Source organism: Sagittula sp. (assembly GCF_052825245.1).
The window spans coordinates 20574-37651 of the sequence record NZ_JBRBWD010000055.1 but is presented as its reverse complement, the minus strand read 5'-3'; the positions used below and the strand labels follow the sequence as shown (position 1 = coordinate 37651).

17 protein-coding genes are annotated in these 17078 nt (G+C 67.7%); 3 read left to right on the top strand and 14 right to left on the bottom strand.

The features are described 5' to 3' along the window. Positions 1 to 4: 4 nt before the first annotated feature. The 6 genes from ACU0DV_RS22215 to ACU0DV_RS22190 form a co-directional block, all read right to left on the bottom strand. Entirely contained in the window at positions 5 to 982 is a 978-nt protein-coding gene (locus tag ACU0DV_RS22215) for an ABC transporter ATP-binding protein (RefSeq protein WP_446242944.1), read from the bottom strand. Continuing rightward, positions 979 to 2028: an ABC transporter ATP-binding protein gene (locus ACU0DV_RS22210; protein WP_446273600.1), complete on the bottom strand. Its 1050-nt coding sequence runs from the start codon at positions 2026 to 2028 to the stop codon at positions 979 to 981. The genes ACU0DV_RS22215 and ACU0DV_RS22210 overlap by 4 nt, the downstream gene beginning before the upstream one ends. Next, positions 2015 to 2914: an ABC transporter permease gene (locus ACU0DV_RS22205; protein WP_100930780.1), complete on the bottom strand. Its 900-nt coding sequence runs from the start codon at positions 2912 to 2914 to the stop codon at positions 2015 to 2017. The genes ACU0DV_RS22210 and ACU0DV_RS22205 overlap by 14 nt, the downstream gene beginning before the upstream one ends. A gap of 24 nt (positions 2915 to 2938) precedes the next feature. Further along, on the bottom strand, positions 2939 to 3892 hold the full coding sequence (locus ACU0DV_RS22200) for an ABC transporter permease (RefSeq protein WP_100926906.1): 954 nt from the start codon (positions 3890 to 3892) through the stop codon (positions 2939 to 2941). Between the two features lie 57 nt (positions 3893 to 3949). Then, positions 3950 to 5551, bottom strand: a complete 1602-nt coding sequence (locus ACU0DV_RS22195) for an ABC transporter substrate-binding protein (RefSeq protein WP_370312428.1) — start codon at positions 5549 to 5551, stop codon at positions 3950 to 3952. A gap of 230 nt (positions 5552 to 5781) precedes the next feature. After that, a complete protein-coding gene (locus ACU0DV_RS22190; protein ID WP_446242942.1) occupies positions 5782 to 6420 on the bottom strand; it encodes an aspartate/glutamate racemase family protein in 639 nt (212 codons plus the stop codon). Between the two features lie 133 nt (positions 6421 to 6553). Between ACU0DV_RS22190 and map the strand changes: the two genes are divergently transcribed. After that, positions 6554 to 7300 (top strand): type I methionyl aminopeptidase, encoded by a 747-nt coding sequence (gene map, locus ACU0DV_RS22185; RefSeq protein ID WP_100926908.1) that lies wholly within the window; start codon positions 6554 to 6556, stop codon positions 7298 to 7300. A gap of 161 nt (positions 7301 to 7461) precedes the next feature. On the opposite strand, the gene ACU0DV_RS22180 is transcribed toward map, so the two are convergent. From ACU0DV_RS22180 to ACU0DV_RS22165, 4 genes are all read right to left on the bottom strand, one after another. Next, positions 7462 to 8046 (bottom strand): HNH endonuclease, encoded by a 585-nt coding sequence (locus tag ACU0DV_RS22180; protein ID WP_100926909.1) that lies wholly within the window; start codon positions 8044 to 8046, stop codon positions 7462 to 7464. Between the two features lie 352 nt (positions 8047 to 8398). Next, positions 8399 to 9064 carry an alpha/beta hydrolase gene (locus ACU0DV_RS22175; RefSeq protein ID WP_100926910.1) on the bottom strand — a complete coding sequence of 222 codons (666 nt, stop codon included), beginning with the start codon at positions 9062 to 9064 and terminating at the stop codon, positions 8399 to 8401. A 23-nt stretch (positions 9065 to 9087) separates the two neighbouring features. Beyond that, complete coding sequence (locus ACU0DV_RS22170; protein ID WP_446242941.1) at positions 9088 to 9486, bottom strand: hypothetical protein; 399 nt, start codon at positions 9484 to 9486, stop codon at positions 9088 to 9090. Further along, a complete protein-coding gene (locus ACU0DV_RS22165; protein WP_100926912.1) occupies positions 9483 to 10121 on the bottom strand; it encodes a DNA-3-methyladenine glycosylase family protein in 639 nt (212 codons plus the stop codon). The genes ACU0DV_RS22170 and ACU0DV_RS22165 overlap by 4 nt, the downstream gene beginning before the upstream one ends. A 184-nt stretch (positions 10122 to 10305) precedes the next feature. Between ACU0DV_RS22165 and ACU0DV_RS22160 the strand changes: the two genes are divergently transcribed. Both ACU0DV_RS22160 and ACU0DV_RS22155 read left to right on the top strand, forming a co-directional pair. Continuing rightward, on the top strand, positions 10306 to 11535 hold the full coding sequence (locus tag ACU0DV_RS22160; protein ID WP_446242940.1) for an MFS transporter: 1230 nt from the start codon (positions 10306 to 10308) through the stop codon (positions 11533 to 11535). A gap of 1 nt (position 11536) precedes the next feature. Next, positions 11537 to 12208 carry a hypothetical protein gene (locus ACU0DV_RS22155; protein WP_283983114.1) on the top strand — a complete coding sequence of 224 codons (672 nt, stop codon included), beginning with the start codon at positions 11537 to 11539 and terminating at the stop codon, positions 12206 to 12208. Between the two features lie 73 nt (positions 12209 to 12281). Here the strand turns inward: ACU0DV_RS22155 and ACU0DV_RS22150 are convergent, their stop codons facing one another. From ACU0DV_RS22150 to cysS, 4 genes are all read right to left on the bottom strand, one after another. Continuing rightward, the gene (locus ACU0DV_RS22150) at positions 12282 to 13061 is read right to left on the bottom strand and encodes a squalene/phytoene synthase family protein (RefSeq protein ID WP_446243059.1); all 780 of its coding nucleotides are present in this window, start codon (positions 13059 to 13061) and stop codon (positions 12282 to 12284) included. Continuing rightward, positions 13058 to 13768 carry a class I SAM-dependent methyltransferase gene (locus ACU0DV_RS22145; RefSeq protein ID WP_446242939.1) on the bottom strand — a complete coding sequence of 237 codons (711 nt, stop codon included), beginning with the start codon at positions 13766 to 13768 and terminating at the stop codon, positions 13058 to 13060. Before ACU0DV_RS22145 ends, ACU0DV_RS22150 begins: the two co-directional genes overlap by 4 nt. Beyond that, complete coding sequence (cimA, locus tag ACU0DV_RS22140) at positions 13768 to 15384, bottom strand: citramalate synthase (protein ID WP_370312469.1); 1617 nt, start codon at positions 15382 to 15384, stop codon at positions 13768 to 13770. The genes ACU0DV_RS22145 and cimA overlap by 1 nt, the downstream gene beginning before the upstream one ends. 109 nt (positions 15385 to 15493) lie before the next feature. Further along, positions 15494 to 16978 (bottom strand): cysteine--tRNA ligase, encoded by a 1485-nt coding sequence (gene cysS, locus ACU0DV_RS22135; RefSeq protein ID WP_446242938.1) that lies wholly within the window; start codon positions 16976 to 16978, stop codon positions 15494 to 15496. Positions 16979 to 17078 lie beyond the last annotated feature (100 nt).

Sequence of the window (17078 nt, the reverse complement as noted above, 5' to 3'; positions counted from 1 at the left end):
TCAGTCATTCGGCGACGACGGGCTCTTCGGCGCGAAGGCAGGCGACGCGGCGGCGCGGGGCCGGCTCGATCATCGGCGGCAGCGCGGCGCGGCACTCCGGCAGGACCCGTGGGCATCGGGGCGCAAAAGAGCACGAGTCGGGCCGTTCTTCCAGAGCGGGCGGCGCACCGGGGATGGCGTTCAGCCGCTCTCCGCGCGCCACGTCGTGCAAGTTGGCCGCCAGAAGGCCCTGCGTATAGGGATGGCGCCCGTCGCGGATGATCTCGCGCGTGGTGCCTTCCTCGGCGATCTGGCCCGCGTACATCACCGCGACCCGCTCGGAGATCTCCACCGCCACGCCGATGTCGTGGGTGACGAAGATCACGCCCATGCCGAATTCCTTCTGCAACTCGCGCAGCAGCAGCAGGATCTGGATCTGCACCGTGGCGTCCAGCGCCGTCGTCGGCTCGTCCGCCAGCAGAAGGCGCGGACGACATGCCAGCGCCAAAGCGATCATCACCCGCTGCCGCATGCCCCCCGACAGTTCGTGCGGGTAGTTGTGCAGGCGGCGGTAGGCCGAAGGGATGCGCACCCGGTCCAGCATGTCGAGCGCGGTGGACATGGCGTCCTCCCGGCTGACGCCCTTGTGGCGCATCACCGATTCCGCGATCTGGTGGCCGACGGTGTAGACCGGGTCCAGCGCCAGCGCCGGTTCCTGGAACACCATCGAAACCTCGCCGCCGCGGTACTTCTGCAGCGCCTTGCCCTTCAGCGACAGCACGTCCACGCCGTTCACGTGGATGGAACCGTCGATCTTCGTGCGCTTCGGCGGCAGAAGGCCCAGGAGCGTCTTCAGCGTCACCGACTTGCCCGACCCGCTTTCACCGAGCAGGGCCAGCGTCTCTCCCTGCTCCATGCTGAGCGAGACGTCGTTGATCGCGTGCACCGTGCGTTTGCCCGCGAAGCGGACCGACAGGTTGCGGATGTCCAGAAGCCTGGTCATGCGGGCACCCCCTCTCCTGCCTTCGGATGGCCCGACTGCGCGTCGTAGAGGTGGCAGGCCACCCTGTGCCCGGCATTGGTGGAGAGCCCGCCCAGCACCGGCACCTTCGACTTGCAGACCTCGGAGGCGAACCGGCACCGCGTGTGGAACCGGCAGCCGGAGGGGGGATTGATCGGGTTCGGCGGATCGCCCGCAAGGGGTGGCTCTTTCGTGCGGTTGTCGGGGTCCATCGACGGCATGGCCGAGAACAGCGACCGCGTGTAGGGATGCGCCTGGCGTTCCCAGATGCTGTCCACCGGCGCGATCTCGACCACCTCGCCGAGATACATCACGAGGATGCGGTCCGAGATGTAGCGCACCACGATCAGGTCATGGCTGATGAAGATGTAGGTCAGCCCGAATTCCTTGCGCAGGTCCGACAGCAGGTTCAGCACCTGCGCCTCCACCGACCTGTCGAGCGCCGAGACCGCCTCGTCCAGCACCACCAGCCTCGGCGACATGGCGAGCGCGCGGGCGATGTTCACCCGCTGCCGTTGCCCGCCGGACAGTTCGTGCGGATAGCGGTGCGCGAAGCGGGCCGGGTCCAGCCCGACGCGCTCCATCAGCTTGCGGGCGCGGACCTCCGGATTGTCGAGCCCCTGCACCTTGGCGCCGAAGGCCACGGAGGCCTCGATCGTCATGCGCGGGTTGAGCGTGGCATAGCTGTCCTGGAACACCATCTGCACGCCCTTGCGCAGCTCCTTCAGCGACAGGCGCGGACCCAGCGCCACGCCGTCGAAGACGATTTCGCCTGCGTCCTTCTCCGTCAGGCCGATCAGCAGCTTGGCGGTGGTCGACTTGCCGCAGCCGGATTCGCCGACGATGCCCAGCGTCTCGCCCTTGGCGACCTCGAAGGAAACGCCGTCCACCGCCTGCACCTGCGCCTGCGCGCGGCCGAGGATGCCGCCGCGCACCGGGAAATACTTCTTCAGACCGCGGACGGAGATCAGCGGCTGCGCCGGGCCGCCCTTGTCCTCGATCGGCGCATAAAGATCAGTCGCGGACATTCATCGCACTCCTCAGCCCGTCGCTCAGCAGGTTCAGGCACAGCGAGGTGACGAAGATCATCACCCCCGGCAGCGCCGACAGCCACGGGTTCACGTAGATGGCAGAGCGCAGGGTGTTCAGCATCAGCCCCCACTCCGGTTCAGGCGGGCGCACCCCGATGCCGAGGAACGACAGGCCCGCAGCGAGGATCATGCAGACCGAAGTCAGCGAGGTGGCATAGACGAAGATCGGCGACAACACGTTGCCGATGACATGCACCCTTATCACGGTCCACGCGTTTGCCCCCGTCGCCCGCGCCGCGTCGATGTAGTCGAGCGCGCGCACCCCGGAGGTCACCGCCTCGGCCACGCGGGTGATCGGCGGGATGAAGACGATGGTCAGCGATACGAGGCTGTTGAAGATCCCCGCCCCCAGCGCGCCGGAAATGGCGATGGCCAGCAGCACCGACGGGAAGGCAAAGAAGACGTCCACGGTGCGCATGATGATGGTGTTGGTCATGCCGCCGACGTAGCCCGCGACGATCCCGAGCGCCGAGCCGATGAAGAAGGCGAAGACCACCGGCATCAGCCCGATGAACAGCGTCAGCCGCCCGCCGTAGATCAGCCGGGCCAGCATGTCGCGGCCCTGTTCGTCGGTGCCCAGCGGGTAGCCTTCTGTGCCCGGTGCCTTCAGGCGGGCGATCATCGAGCCCTTGTAAGGATCCGCCAGCCCCAGCCATGGCGCGAAGATCGCCGAGAGGATCAGCAGCATCAGCACGCCGAAGCAGATCATGGTCAGGGGATCGCGCACCAGCCGCGCGCCCACGCCCTGCCAGTAGCCCTGCGGCTTGGCGACCGGGGCGGGCTCTGCCGCGGCTGGATCATGTGATGTTATGGTATCCGTCATTTTCGTGTCCGTCAGGGCCAAGGGTCAGGTCCTCTGGATGCGCGGGTCGATGGCGGCCTGTGCCACGTCGACGATCAGGTTCATCGCCACGAAGAACAGCGCCAGCACGAGGATGGTGCCCTGCAGAAGCGGCAGGTCGCGCTGGAAGATCGCATTCGACAATAGGAATCCGGAGCCGGGCCAGTTGAAGACCGTCTCGATCAGGATCGAACCGCCCAGCAGGTAACCAAGCTGCAGGCCCATGACCGACAGTGCGGTGGCGGCGGCGTTGCGGGCGACGTGGCGCAGCACGTCGGCGCGGCTCATGCCCTTCGCATACAAAGCCTGCACGAAGTCCATGGTCAGGATGTCGCCCGCCAGCGCGCGAACGGTGCGGGCGACGATGCCGATGGGCACCACCGCCAGCGTCACGGCGGGCAGGATCAGGTGGCGCATGTGCGCCCAGTCCCATTCCCACGCCTGGCTTCCGCCCGGGCCCGCGCCCATGGATGGCAGCCAGCCGAGGTTGACCGAGAAGATGATGACCAGGACGATGCCCAACCAGTAGTTCGGCACCGAAACCCCGGTGATCGACAGCGCGGTCACGCCCCTGTCGATCCAGGTGTCACGGAAATACCCCGCGAGGAAGCCGAGGAAGATGCCGATGGGAAAGGCGATGACGGCGGCGGAAGCGGCCAGCAGAAGCGAGTTCTGGACAGCGCCGAACACTTCTCCGGCGACAGGGCGCCCGGTGGCGATGGACTTGCCCATGTCGCCCTGCACGAGGTTGCCGATCCAGATGGCGTATTGCACTGGCAGGGGCTTGTCCAAGCCGTAGGCGGCACGCATCGCGGCCTGTTCCTCGGCGGTGGCGTCGACCGGCATGATGGCGGTCAGCGGATCGCCCGGCGCGATCTGCACCAGCAGAAAGCAGATGACCGAGACACCGAAGGCGACCGGCAGAACCAGCAGGATACGGCGAAGTAGATAGCTGAGCACGTGTGAGCCCCTTCCGAGAGGCCCCGCCACCCCGCAAAGGGCGGCGGGGCGGGTCTTTTACTCTTCAATCGTGATGGAGGAGAAGTTCTGATACCAGTTCTGCGCCTGCACGAAGCCCTTCACGGAGGGCTTCATCGCGCGGGGTGCCACGTCATGCGTGACAAACAGGAACAGCGCGTCGTTCACGAACTTCTCGTGGGTCTTCTGCAGCACCGCGTTCTGCTCCTCGGGATCGAAGGTGGTCTTGATGCCTTCGAACAGCGCCTGCATCTCGTCGTCGCAGTAATGGCCCCAGTTGGTGCCGTTCGGCGCGATCAGGTTGCAGTCGAGGTGACGGATCAGACCGGTGAACGGGTCCTGGATGAAGTATGTGAAGTTGATCGACTGCGACCCGTCGACCGACGCATCCGCCGCGCCCGCGCGCCACAGGTTGATCATCTGGTTCCACTCGACGACCATGAATTCCACGTCGATCCAGATCTCGGCGAGGCTCTGCTGGACGTATTCGTTCATCGGCAGCGGCAACATCTGGCCCGAACCCGACGGCGAGATCAGCGCCTTGACCGCAAGGCGGTTGTCGGGGCCGTAGCCGGATTCCTGCATCAGCGCCTTGGCGGCCTCGAGGTCGTAGGTCACGTCGAACTCGGGGTTGCCGAACCACTGCGAAGACGGCGGCAGGAAACCCTTCGCCGGGACCATCAGGCCACCCAGCAGCGGCATCATGCCTTCGCGGTCGATGGCGAGGTTGGCCGCCTTGCGGACGTTGATGTCGTTCCAGGGCGAACCTTCCAGCCGCGACAGGTGCCACGTCCAGTTGTGCGGATAGGCGTTCGACGAGATGACGAAGCCGTTGCCTTCCATCGCCGGAATGGTGTCGGGCGCGGGCGCCTCGATCCAGTCCACCTGCCCCGACATCAGTGCCGCGGCGCGGGCGTTCGGTTCGGGCAGCGGCAGCAGCACCATCTTGTCCAGCTTGGGGATGCGGTCCTCATCCCAGTACTCGGTGTTGGGGACCATTTCGGCGCGCTCACGCGGCACGAAGGTCTCCAGCTTCCACGGGCCGGTGCCCGACGGCGACATGGCGACCTTTTCCCAGTCCTTGTCCATCGCCTCCCAGTTCGCCTTCGACGACATCAGGATCCACGCAAGCTGATAGGGCAGCGTCGCGTCGGGTTCCTTGGTGGTGATGGTCAGCGTCAGGTCGTCCACCGCCTCGTAGGAGGCAACCGCCGGAATGCGCGACTTGCCCTGCGCGGACTGGCGCGGGTCATACTGTTCCGACTGGTCGTTCAGGAGCTTCTCGAAGTTCCAGACCGCCACTTCCGCGGTGAAGGGCGAACCGTCGTGGAAGGTCACGCCTTCGCGCAGCTTGAACGTCCAGGTCAGCTGGTCGTCGCCCACCGACCATTCGGTCGCAAGCCCGGGGATCAGGACGGAGGGCTTGTCGGCGCTCGTCAGGTCCCATTCGATCAGCGAGTCGTAGACCGTGTAGCCCATGAACCGCATGCCTTCGCCGCCCTGGTCGGTCTGGCCAGTGGTGAGCGGGATGTCTGCTGCCGTCATGCCCACGCGCAGGGTGCCCTGCGCCTGGACCATGCCGCCGCACAACAGCGTGACGGCCGTGGCAAGGGCCGCAACGCCCTTTCCGAAAGTCTTCATAGATACCTCTCCGTGTTCTGGTCCGGGCACAGCGGCCCGGCCGGTCTCCCGACGCCGTCATTGCGGCATCCACGGCACAAATTCTGGCCAAGCGCCCAATCTGCTTGCCAGCCACGAAACGTGTCAGCCGAGGATGGCGGACGGACCTCCGGGGCCGCCGCTCAGAAAACAGGCTGAGAGGGATTGACTGCCGCAAAAAGTTGCAAACGGTACACCCTTTTGATGTCAAATCAGCGGCACGGCCCGTCCAGACGCGCACGCAGCGCCCGCGCCGCCGCCCGGATCGGCGCGATCAGGGGAATCGGCGAGCGATCCGCCAACCGCTCTGCCGCCTCTCCCAGCGGTCCGCCTCCGATGATCGCCACCGCCGCACCCTGCCCCGCGGCCCGCCCGATCCCCTCCATGAGCGCGCGGTCGAGCATGCCGGCGTCCTCCATCAGGCGCAGCGGATCGCCCTCCGTCAGGAAACACCCCAGGTAGCGGCCCGCCCCGGCATGGGCACGCATCAGCCTGTCCACCGACCGTTCGAGGCCCGGCGTCGTCGTCACCACGGCAAAGCTGCGCCCGCCCGCGCCCGCCTCTGCCGCAGCAGAAGCGCCGATGCCCACCACCGGACAGTCGAGCCGCGCGGCCAGCGCCGCCATCCCCGGATCGCCGAAGGCAGAGACGATCACCCCCGCCGCATCGCCGAGGTCGGCTGTGGCCACCTCCTCCGCTGCGGCTGCGAGCGCCTCTTCGGTGACGATCATCCCCGGCCCCCTCGGCGCGGTCCAGCCTTCGACCCCGGGCAGGATCTGCCGGGCGATGGCGACCATGGCCTGCGTGGTCGCGGCGTTCGAATTGGGGTTCATCAGGATCAGTCGGGACACCGGCGCGCCACCTTGCTTGGACAGGTCCCGCCAAACCTGCCGCCGCGACGCGGCGCGCACAAGCGCCATGACCCCGGGACAAACCGCATCGCCTGCGCTATCTGTCCTGACAGATACCTAACGGAGCGCGGCCATGACCATCGACAGACAGGAAGACCTCGACGGGCTGAAAGAGATCGGCCGCATCGTCGCCAACACCCTGCGCGCGATGGCTCAGGCGATGGAGCCGGGCATGACCACCCGCGAACTCGACGCCATCGGGCGCGCGTATCTCGACCGGCACGGCGCGGTCTCGGCCCCCGAACAGGTCTACGACTTCCCCGGCGCCACCTGCATCAGCGTGAACGAGGACATCGCCCACGGCATCCCGGGCGACCGGGTGATCGCCGCAGGCGACCTCGTGAACATCGACGTTTCCGCCTCGAAGAACGGGTACTTCGCAGACACCGGCGCGACCCACCGCGTGCCGCCGGTCAAACCCTCGCTCGACCGGCTCTGCCGGGACGGCAGGCGGGCGATGCAGATCGGCATCGCGCAGGTCCGCGCAGGCCGCAGGCTGGACGGGATCGGGCAGGCCATCGGGCGCTTCGCCTCCGACCGGGGCTACACGCTGGTGCGCAACCTCGCCAGCCACGGCGTCGGGCGGTCGCTGCACGAATATCCCGGAGAGATCGCCACATGGCCCAACAAGGACAAGCGCCGCATCCACAACGGCCTTGTCCTGACGGTAGAGCCGTTCCTGTCCACCGGCGCGCTCTGGGCCGCCGACGGCGGCGACGGCTGGACCCTGCGCGCCGACCCGCAGGCGCCGGTCGTCCAGTACGAACACACCGTGGTCGCAACCGGCGGCAAGGCCATCGTCGTCACCCTGCCCGGCTGATCCGTCCCTTCAGAGGGGCGCTGCTCCGATCAGGGCACCAATAGCCAGAACCAATGCACCTGCGTCCGCAAACCTCAGGCGGACAACCCGCGCAATGGGGAAGCGCACACTATCCGCCCCGACAACTGCACGGCCCCATGGCCCCCACGCGACACGCCCGCTCAGGCCTCCAGTTCCGCGTCCCAGTAGAGGAAGTCGATCCAGCTGTCGTGCAGGTGGTTCGGCGGAAAGCGCCGCCCCATGTTCAGAAGCTCGCCCGCCGTGGGCTGCCGTGGCACCTTGCGCAGGCTCAGGCCCGACTGGCGCAGGCTCCGCGATCCCTTGCGCAGGTTGCAGGGCGCGCAGGCCGCCACGACGTTTTCCCAGCTCGTGATGCCGCCGCGCGCACGCGGGATCACGTGATCGAAGGTCAGCTCCGCCTTGGTCCCGCAGTACTGGCAGCGGAATTCGTCCCTCAGAAAAAGATTGAAGCGCGTGAAGGCCACGCGCTTCTGGGGTTTCACGAAATCCTTCAGGACGACCACGCTGGGTATCCTGATGCTCATACTCGGGCTTCGGACGACCTCGTCGTATTCCGCCACGATGTCGACCCGGTCGAGAAACTTGGCCTTCACCGCTTCCTGCCACGTCCAGAGGCTCAGCGGGTAGTAAGACAACGGCCTGTAATCCGCGTTCAGCACAAGCGCCGGATGGTGCCTCAGGGCGCCCGGCTCCCGTACGAATGTGGTTCTGAAATCTCCGTCCATTGCGGGACTCGTCCTCCGCTCCGTCTGCTCGCTTTCAAGCACCGGAGCGGGACGACCCGCCCCAGCTACATGCCACTATATCTCGCGGCAACCTTCTGGCAAGCCTTACAAGATGCTGTGGTCCAGCAGAGGAGTAGCCCCCGAATGTAATGCCTGTGTGACAGGCAGGTAGGGCGCGGGGCGAACGTATCCAGCCGGCGGCGGCGTGGCGGGCAGGTCAGCGTCCGCCGCATCTGCGACGATCGTTGACCGGACGCGGGCGTGCACCCATGGGGCGGCAATGCGCCCGGCGCTCCGACAGGTCGGAACGGGAAACGGGCCGCCCTGTCCGCAGATCGGCCCGAAGTCAGCCTCAGAAACCGCACTTGTCGCGGATGAAGGCCAGCGCGACCGATAGCCCGTCGGGCGCGATGCCGTGGGCGGTGCCCTTCATGATGTGGGCATAGACTTCCTGGAAGCCCGCGCCCTGAAGCGCCTCCGCCGCGGCGGGGAGCGAATCCACCGGCACCACGTCGTCCATGTCGCCATGCACCAGCAGGATCGGCGGCTTGGACTGCACCTCGTCCGCCAGAAGCTCCGGCTGCAGCAGACGGCCCGAGAAGCCGACGATCCCCGCCACCGCATCCTCGCGGCGCGGACCCACGTGGAGGCTCATCATCGTGCCCTGGCTGAAGCCGAAGAGGCAGACCTGCTCCGGCATGAGGTCCTCGTCCACCATCAGCGCGTCGAGAAAGGCGTTCAGGTCGTCGACCGCCCGCATCATCCCGGCGGCCGCTTCCTCTTCGGAGGAGCCGTCGATCCACGGGATCGGGAACCACTGGAAGCCGAAGGGCGCGCCCGCGCAGGCCTCCGGTGCGTCGGGGGCGACGAACAGCGTGTCGGGCAGGTGTTCGCCCATCGGATCGGCCAGCCCCAGCAGGTCCGCCCCGTTCGCCCCGTAACCGTGCAGGAAGACCACGCAGGACCGTGTCTCCCCGGATACCGGCGCGCGGCGCCCTGCCTTCAGAACCCGTGTCATCGCTATACTCCCTGATCCCTCTGTCATTCCGGCGTGCAGGTCATCCTGGCGCCGCCCTCGAACCCGTCGGCCCATCGTTCGGCATAGGCATATTCACCGCCGTGGAGCGCGACCAGCACGAAGTCGTAGAAATCCGCAACCTCGCCCGCCGCATCGCGGATCTCGTGGCGGCAGCCCGGATCGAGGTAATCCGTGCATCGCCCCGTGTCGTCGGTCACCGCACCGTCGGCGAGATTGGTCGACGTGATGCGGTATCCCTCGGCGCCGAGTGCCAGCCGCAGATCATACGTCTCGGTCGAGCCGTCCGCGTTGGCGAAGTCCATCCGCCCTGTGCAGACCATGGGCACGTCGAAGGCCGCCGCGCAGGCCCCGGCCCAGATGATCGCGGCCACCGCCCCGAGACCCGTCCAGATACCGCTCACGCAATGCCCTCTCGCTGTTTGCACACATGGTAGTAGGCCCAGAGCGCGCGCGCCGCAACCGATCTCCAGGGTGACCAGGCCTCGGCCATCTGGCGCAGCGCGCGTTCCTTCGGCCGTTCGCCAAGGTCGAACAGCAGTCGCGCGCCCTCCTGCAGGGCAAGGTCTCCGGGCGCAAAGACATCCGCGCGGCCAAGGCTGAACATCGCGTAGATCTCTGCCGTCCAGACGCCGATCCCCTTTACCGAGACGAGAGTCTTTACCACCTCGTCGGTGGGCATCCCGCGCAGGCCGTCGAAGTCGATGCCGGCAGAGGCCAGCGCCTGCGCATAGGCCACCTTCTGCCGCGACAGCCCCAGCGCCTTCAGCTCATCGTCCGTGGCCCCGGCCACCGCCGCGGCGGAGGTCATGCCCGCCCCCTCCAGCCGCGCCCAGATCGCGCGCGCCGAGGCGACGCTGACCTGCTGGCTGACGATGGCGCTCAGAAGCTGCGCGAACCCGTCAGGCCGGCGCCGCAAGGGCAGCGGCCCGGTGGCCTCCAGCGCGGCGGCAAAGCGCGGCTCGCGCAGAGCCAGCCAGTCCGCCCCTTCCGCCACGCAGGCGTCGCCCACGATGATCCGCCCGACACTCTCGCTCATGGCACTCTCCCTTCGACGGCACCCTGCCGTCCGCAGCGCCCGGGCGCAATGCCCGCGCCGTCCGCTGTGCGGCGACCCGCTTCCTGCGCATTCCGGACCGGGCCGCGCGGCGCCCCGAAGAGGTCGTTCACGAGGACACATTCACCCCTTGCGATACCTCGCGGCTGGGCCTACGACTTCGCCCATGACCACCCAGACCACGACCCAGCCCTCCGACACCCGCGCCCGGCGCAACGTCACCGTACTCGTGCTCGCGCAGGCGCTTCTCGGGTCGCAGATGCCGATGATCTTCACCATCGGCGGTCTGGCCGGTCAAAGCCTCGCGCCCAACCCCTGCTACGCCACGCTGCCGATCTCGCTGATCGTTCTGGGGTCCATGCTGGCCGCCACGCCGGTCTCGGCGATCATGCAGAAATACGGGCGCCGCGCTGGCTTCTTCCTCGGCGCGGGCGCCGGTGCGGTGGGCGGTGCGATCGGTGCCTACGGGCTCCTGACCGCCTCCTTCACGATCTTCCTGCTGGGCAGCCTCGTGACCGGCATCTACATGTCGGCGCAGGGCTTCTACCGCTTCGCCGCCGCCGACACCGCCTCCGACGACTTCCGCCCCAAGGCGATCTCCTACGTCATGGCAGGCGGCCTCGCCTCCGCCGTCATCGGGCCGCAACTGGTGAAGTTCACCGCCGAAAGCTACGTGATCCCCTTCCTCGGCACCTACGCCGGGGTGATCGCGATCAACCTGATCGGCGCCTGCCTGTTCTTCTTCCTCGACATCCCCAAACCCCCGGTCCCGGCCGAGGATGCACCGAAGGGCCGCACCCGGTGGGAGCTTCTGACCACCCCCCGCATCGGCGTGGCGGTGATCTGCGCCGCGGTTTCCTACGCGCTGATGAACCTCGTGATGACATCGACCCCGCTGGCGGTCGTCGGCTGCGGGTACGAGACCGGCGATGCCGCCAATGTCGTCACCGCGCACGTGCTGGCGATGTTCGCGCCCAGTTTCTTCACCGGCCACCTGATCGCGCGCTTCGGCGTCGAGCGGATCATGGCGACCGGCCTCGTCATCCTCGCAGGCGCGGGCGCCGTGGGCCTGTCGGGCGTGAACCTCGAACAGTTCTTCGTAGCGCTGGTCCTGCTCGGCATCGGCTGGAACTTCGGCTTCATCGGCGCAACTACCATGCTTTCCGGTGCCCATGAGGCGCACGAACGCGGCCGCATGCAGGGCCTGAACGACCTGATCGTCTTCGGCGCCGTCACCTTCGCCTCGCTGTCGTCGGGCGGTCTGATGAACTGCTCGGGCGGCTCGCCGGTGCAGGGCTGGATGTCGGTGAACCTCGCCATGGCCCCCTTCCTCGTGCTGGCCGGCGGCGCGCTGATCTGGCTCTGGCTGCGCCCCAAGGACGTGGTCGAGGCCTGAGATGTGGCCCTTCCGTTCACGCCCCAAGCAGATCATCGACAACGACCTCTGGGCCTGGATCCAGGAGCATTACGACTGGGTCATGACCAACCGTCCCGACTGGTGGGACAAGGCCCGGCTGATCACCCCGTCGCGCCACCACTTCCGCGCCACCAGGGGCACCGACCAGTTCATGGCCGAGGCCGTGCTGGCCGACATCTGCACCCTCACCGGCCAGCCGAACATCTTCCTGCTGGCCCCTCTGGCAGAGCTGCCCGACGAACTGGCCCATGAATACGGCAAGATGTCCGAGGTCGCCGGCACCTACCTGCATGACGACGCGCAGCCGGTAATCCAGTACAGCCCGCGCGGGCTCCGCCGCCCGGTGAGCTTCATCAACACGATGGCGCACGAGGTCATGCATGCCCGCCTCGCGCCCTACGCCGACGCCCTGCCCGGCGGCTACAAGATGCACGAACTGGCCACCGACCTGCACTGCATCATCGCGGGCTTCGGCGCGATCCAGATGACGGCCGCCGAGGAAAGCGGCTGGGCCGGGTACATGACCCAGCCCGCCCGCGCCGTGGCCCTGGCCGAGTTCCTGCACCACAAGGGCCTCGCCCCTGACAGCGCCAATCCCTGGCTGCCGCTGCGGTCGCAGACATGGCTGAAGAAGGCGCAACGCGACCTCTGAACGCCCCAGCTTCCTCTCTAGGAGATTGTCGCCCGTGCAGTTCCGGCCAAACCGATGCCGCCCGCCCGGCCGCTCAGACCCTGCCGAACAGCCCCGCCTTCAGCCGCGCCAGCCGAACCGTGGCCTCGGAGGGCATCACCGCCCCGGCCTTCACCCGCGTCGGATCGGCCACGACCCGCTTCAGCACCGCTTCGGCCAGCACACCGGGCATCAGCGCCGCCCGCGCCGCACGCGGCATCGCGGACTGCGCCGCCCGCGCCTCGCTCACCAGCTCCAGACCGCGCGCCGCCAGCGCCCCCACCGCCTCGGGGCGCCCGTCGGCCAGCGGCAGCTTGCCGCGCGCCTCCAGCTCCGGCACCGCCCGCAGGTAGGCCGCCAGCCCAGAGGCCGTCCCCAGTGCCCGCGCCGCGCGCCCGTCCCGGTCGCCAAGGCAGCGCGCCGCCACGGCCATGAGCCCGCCGCCCGTCGCCTCAAGGTAGGTCCACAACCCGTCCGCCTCGCCGAACGGAGCCTTCTCGATATCCGCCCGCCGCGCCTCCACCAGCGCGTCCAGCACCGCGGCGCCCTCGGCGTCCAGCACTTCCGCCAGCGGCGTGACCACCTCGTGCCGCCGCACCGCGCCGCCGCTGCCGATCTGGTCCAGTGCGTCGCGCCACCACTGCAGGCGCATCTCGGCGATCATCGGCTCCGCCGTCACCCAGGGCGCGCGCGCCACCTCGACGTTGAAGGCATACAAGGGGAACAGCGCCCGCCGCGCCTCGACCGGCGCCGCCATGGCCCCCGCGAAACGCTCCGGATCGCCGCGTTCGACGATTTCCGCGCATGCGTGAAGGTCCGACCCGGGCGCGATCATGACAACCGCGCCACGCACAGGAGGTATCCGGTCTCGTCCCTGACCTGCCGCCAGGCCACGGCCTCCGCCGCGCAAAGGTCCAGCATCGCCGCCAGCCGCGCATCGGCGTCCGGGCGCAACGCCGCGATCCGCGCTTCCATGGGCCGGTAATAGGCCTCCCAGCCCGCGTCCGGCACCTTCCGCGTGCCAAGGATGTCAAAGCCGGCCGCCGTGACCGCCGCGGCGATCCCCTCCGCCGACTGCGCCGGGTAACCCTCCCAGAAGGCCCGGGCCTCTGCGCCCGGCGCGTCCGTGAAGAAACACGGCTCCGAGAACGCCAGCACGCCGCCGGGCTTCAACGCCCGTGCCATGGCCGCCAGCCCGTCCCGAAGCCCGAGGAAATAGAGCGCACCCGCGCACCAGATCATGTCGTACGCCCCCGGCAACGCGCCAAGATCGCCCTCCACGACCGACACCCGCGCCTCGCCCGCGAACCGCGCCGCTGCCTCCGCGACGAAACCCGCCGATTTGTCCACCGCCACGACCCGCGCCCCCGGCACGGCGGCCAGCAAGGCGGCGATGTCGCCGCCCGGGCCGCAGCCCGCGTCGCAGATCACCGCGCCCTCCGGCAGCCCCGCCAGACCGCAGGCCCAGGCCACGTCCTCCGCCGTCCCCGGCCCTTCGCGCGGCAGGCCGCGATGCACGGTAAAGAACGCCTCCCAATCCATCAGGCCGCACCTGCCCGCACCAGCTTCCAGCGCACCGCGTCCAGCAGCGCCTCGAAGGAGGCATCGACGATGTTCGCCGACACGCCCACCGTCGCCCACCGCCGGCCCGAGGAATCCTCGCTGTCGATGATGACCCGCGTCACCGCCTCCGTGCCGCCCTGCGTGATCCGCACCTTGAAGTCCACCAGCCGCATGTCATCGATGAACTCCTGGTACGACCCGAGGTCCTTCGCCAGCGCCTTCGACAGGGCGTTCACCGGGCCGCGGTCGTTGCCTTCCTCGTCCATGGATTCAGAGACCGACAGCTTCTTCTCGCCGTCGACCTTCACCACCACCACCGCCTCCGACAGGGACACCATGCGGTTGTACTTGTTCTTCCGCCGCTCGACCGTCACGCGGTAGCGCTTCACCTCGAAGAACTCCGGCAGGAGCCCCAGCTCTTCCCGCGCCAGCAACTCGAAGGACGCCTGCGCGGTGTCGTAGGAATAGCCCTCGGCCTCCCGCGTCTTCACCAGTTCGAGGATGCGCGCCAGCGCCGGATCGCCCGGCGCGACCTCCAGCCCGGCCTCGGCCAGCCTGCGCCGCAGGTTCGACTGCCCCGCCTGGTTCGACATCGGCACCACGCGCCGGTTGCCCACAAGGCCCGGGTCGATGTGCTCGTAGGTGGTGGGGTCCTTCAGGATCGCGCTTGCATGCAGCCCCGCCTTGTGCGCAAAGGCCGAGGCGCCGACATAGGCCACCTGCTTCAGAGGCACCCGGTTCAGCACGTCGTCGAGCATCCGGCTCACCCGCGTCAGCCCCTCCAGGGCCTCGTGGCTCACCCCGGTCTCGTAACGGCTGGCATAGGGCTCCTTCAGCAGAAGCGTCGGGATCAGCGCCGTCAGGTTGGCGTTGCCGCAGCGTTCGCCCAGCCCGTTCAGCGTGCCCTGGATCTGCCGCGCCCCCGCCTCCACCGCCGCAAGCGACCCGGCCACCGCCGTCTCGGTGTCGTTGTGCGTGTGGATGCCGACCTGCGCCCCCGGCACGCCCGCCGCGATCACCTCGCCGACGATCCGGCCGATCTCGGCGGGCAGCGTGCCGCCGTTGGTGTCGCACAGCACGATCCAGCGCGCGCCCGCGTCCAGCGCCGCCTTCAGGCAGGACAGCGCATACGCCGGGTTGGCCTTGTAGCCGTCAAAGAAATGCTCCGCGTCAAACAGCGCCTCGCGCCCCGAGGCCACCAGATGCGCGACCGAGGCGCCGATGTTCTCAAGGTTCTCCTCAAGCGTGATCCCCAGCGCCGTGGTGACGTGGAAATCATGCGTCTTGCCCACGAGGCAAACCGCCGCCGTGCCCGCGTTCATCACCGCCGCCAGCACATCGTCGTTCTCGGCCGAACGCCCGGCCCGCTTGGTCATGCCGAAGGCCGTCAGCGTCGCCCGCGTCCGGCCCACCTCCTCGAAGAAGGCCGAATCCGTCGGGTTCGCCCCCGGCCAGCCGCCCTCGATATGATCGACGCCAAGCGCATCCAGCGCGGCGGCGATCTTCAGCTTCTCGGCGGTGGAGAACTGCACCCCCTGCGTCTGCTGGCCGTCGCGCAGCGTGGTGTCGTAAAGATAAAGCCGCTCGCGTGCCATCACCGTGCCCCCCGTTCCCGACAGGGCCGTCCCTGTGCTTCTCTGCTTTCAAAATACCTCCGGGGTCTGGGGCAGAGCCCCAGTCCGCACTCTCCGGTCGCGCCACGCATCAGACCTGCTCCAGCTTTGCCGGATCGAAATCCGGACCCGGCACCAGCTCGACGCCCGCCTTGGACATGCGCACCTCGACCCCGGCCCCGATCAGCGCCTGCTTCATCGCATCGACGCCGGAGAAATCCTTGGTCTCCATCGCAGCGGCGCGCAACTCAGTCAGTCGGTCACGACAATCGTCGAGTCTATCGGCAACCGAGAAAGCGCGTTCCACAGACGATCTAATCAACAGCCGATTGGGGTTCAGATCTTTGAAACCGAGAAATTCGACCGAAGCGAAGAAACTCTTAATTTCTCTGCTATCAACCGGAGCATTCAAAACCTCTCTATACATATTGCCGAGGCGAGAAATTGCTCCGCTCGTATTCAAATCGTCCATGAGGCGTTCAAGAAATTCAGGATCGATCATCTCTCGATCCGATTCAGACAACTCCACGGTCAGTTTCACGTGCTTAAGCTTGTTCCATAAGGACAAAGTCCTGTGGGCTGCCTGGCGCTTCTCGGCCGTCCAGTCCATCGGCTTTCGATAATGGGTCGAAAGCATCACATAGCGGATCACCTCTCCCGGCACACCCTGGTCCAGCAGATCCCGCACGGTAAAGAAGTTGCCCAGCGACTTGGACATCTTCTTCCCCTCGACCTGCAGCATCTCGTTGTGCATCCAGACCTTCGCGAAGTCGCCCTCCGGATGCGCGCAGCACGACTGGGCGATCTCGTTCTCGTGGTGCGGGAACATCAGGTCGTTGCCGCCGCCGTGGATGTCGAAACTCGCGCCGAACAGCTCGTAGGACATGGCGGAGCATTCGATGTGCCAGCCCGGGCGCCCGCGGCCCCAGGGGCTGTCCCAGCCCGGCAAGTCGTCCGAGGACGGCTTCCATAGGACGAAGTCCATCGGGTCTTCCTTGTAGGGCGCGACCTCGACCCGGGCGCCCGCCATCATGTCGTCCACCGACCGGCCCGACAGCTTGCCGTAGGCCGCGTAGGACCGGACGCGGAACAGCACGTGGCCTTCCGCGGCATAGGCATGGCCGCTTTCGATCAGCCCCTCGATCATCGCCACCATGGGCGCGATGTATTCCGTCGCGCGCGGCATCCGGTCGGGCTCCAGAGCGCCCAGTTCACCCATGTCCTTCAGATACCAGGAGATCGTCTCTTCGGTGCGTTCGCGGATCAGCTCTTCCAGCGTGCCGTCCGCCCCCGCCTCCTTGCGCGCCAGCGCCGTCGCGTTGATCTTGTCGTCCACGTCGGTGAAGTTGCGCACGTAGGTCACGTGCTCCGCGCCGTAGACATGGCGCAACAGCCGGTAGAGCACGTCGAACACCAGAACGGGCCGCGCGTTGCCCAGATGCGCCCGGTCGTAGACCGTCGGGCCGCAGACATACATCCGCACGTTTTCCGGGTCGATCGGGACAAGCGCCTCCTTCGACCGGGTGCGGGTGTTCGTCAGCCTGATCTCCAGCGGGGCGGGATTCGGGTCGGCCATTGTGCGTGGTCCTCGGCGATTGCTCGCGGCGGGATTAGCAACTTCAACTCTGAGAGGGAATAGAAGACCGGCCCGCCGACGATGTCAGCGGATAATGCAA

Excerpts from the sequence above, each read along its gene's own strand:
- ACU0DV_RS22215 (WP_446242944.1), bottom strand. The coding sequence starts at position 982 with ATGACCAGGCTTCTGGACATCCGCAACCTGTCGGTCCGCTTCGCGGGC.
- ACU0DV_RS22210 (WP_446273600.1), bottom strand. The coding sequence starts at position 2,028 with ATGTCCGCGACTGATCTTTATGCGCCGATCGAGGACAAGGGCGGCCCG.
- ACU0DV_RS22205 (WP_100930780.1), bottom strand. The coding sequence starts at position 2,914 with ATGACGGATACCATAACATCACATGATCCAGCCGCGGCAGAGCCCGCC.
- ACU0DV_RS22195 (WP_370312428.1), bottom strand. The coding sequence starts at position 5,551 with ATGAAGACTTTCGGAAAGGGCGTTGCGGCCCTTGCCACGGCCGTCACG.
- map (WP_100926908.1), top strand. The coding sequence starts at position 6,554 with ATGACCATCGACAGACAGGAAGACCTCGACGGGCTGAAAGAGATCGGC.
- ACU0DV_RS22180 (WP_100926909.1), bottom strand. The coding sequence starts at position 8,046 with ATGGACGGAGATTTCAGAACCACATTCGTACGGGAGCCGGGCGCCCTG.
- ACU0DV_RS22175 (WP_100926910.1), bottom strand. The coding sequence starts at position 9,064 with ATGACACGGGTTCTGAAGGCAGGGCGCCGCGCGCCGGTATCCGGGGAG.
- ACU0DV_RS22165 (WP_100926912.1), bottom strand. The coding sequence starts at position 10,121 with ATGAGCGAGAGTGTCGGGCGGATCATCGTGGGCGACGCCTGCGTGGCG.
- ACU0DV_RS22160 (WP_446242940.1), top strand. The coding sequence starts at position 10,306 with ATGACCACCCAGACCACGACCCAGCCCTCCGACACCCGCGCCCGGCGC.
- ACU0DV_RS22155 (WP_283983114.1), top strand. The coding sequence starts at position 11,537 with ATGTGGCCCTTCCGTTCACGCCCCAAGCAGATCATCGACAACGACCTC.
- ACU0DV_RS22150 (WP_446243059.1), bottom strand. The coding sequence starts at position 13,061 with ATGATCGCGCCCGGGTCGGACCTTCACGCATGCGCGGAAATCGTCGAA.
- ACU0DV_RS22145 (WP_446242939.1), bottom strand. The coding sequence starts at position 13,768 with ATGGATTGGGAGGCGTTCTTTACCGTGCATCGCGGCCTGCCGCGCGAA.
- cimA (WP_370312469.1), bottom strand. The coding sequence starts at position 15,384 with ATGGCACGCGAGCGGCTTTATCTTTACGACACCACGCTGCGCGACGGC.
- cysS (WP_446242938.1), bottom strand. The coding sequence starts at position 16,978 with ATGGCCGACCCGAATCCCGCCCCGCTGGAGATCAGGCTGACGAACACC.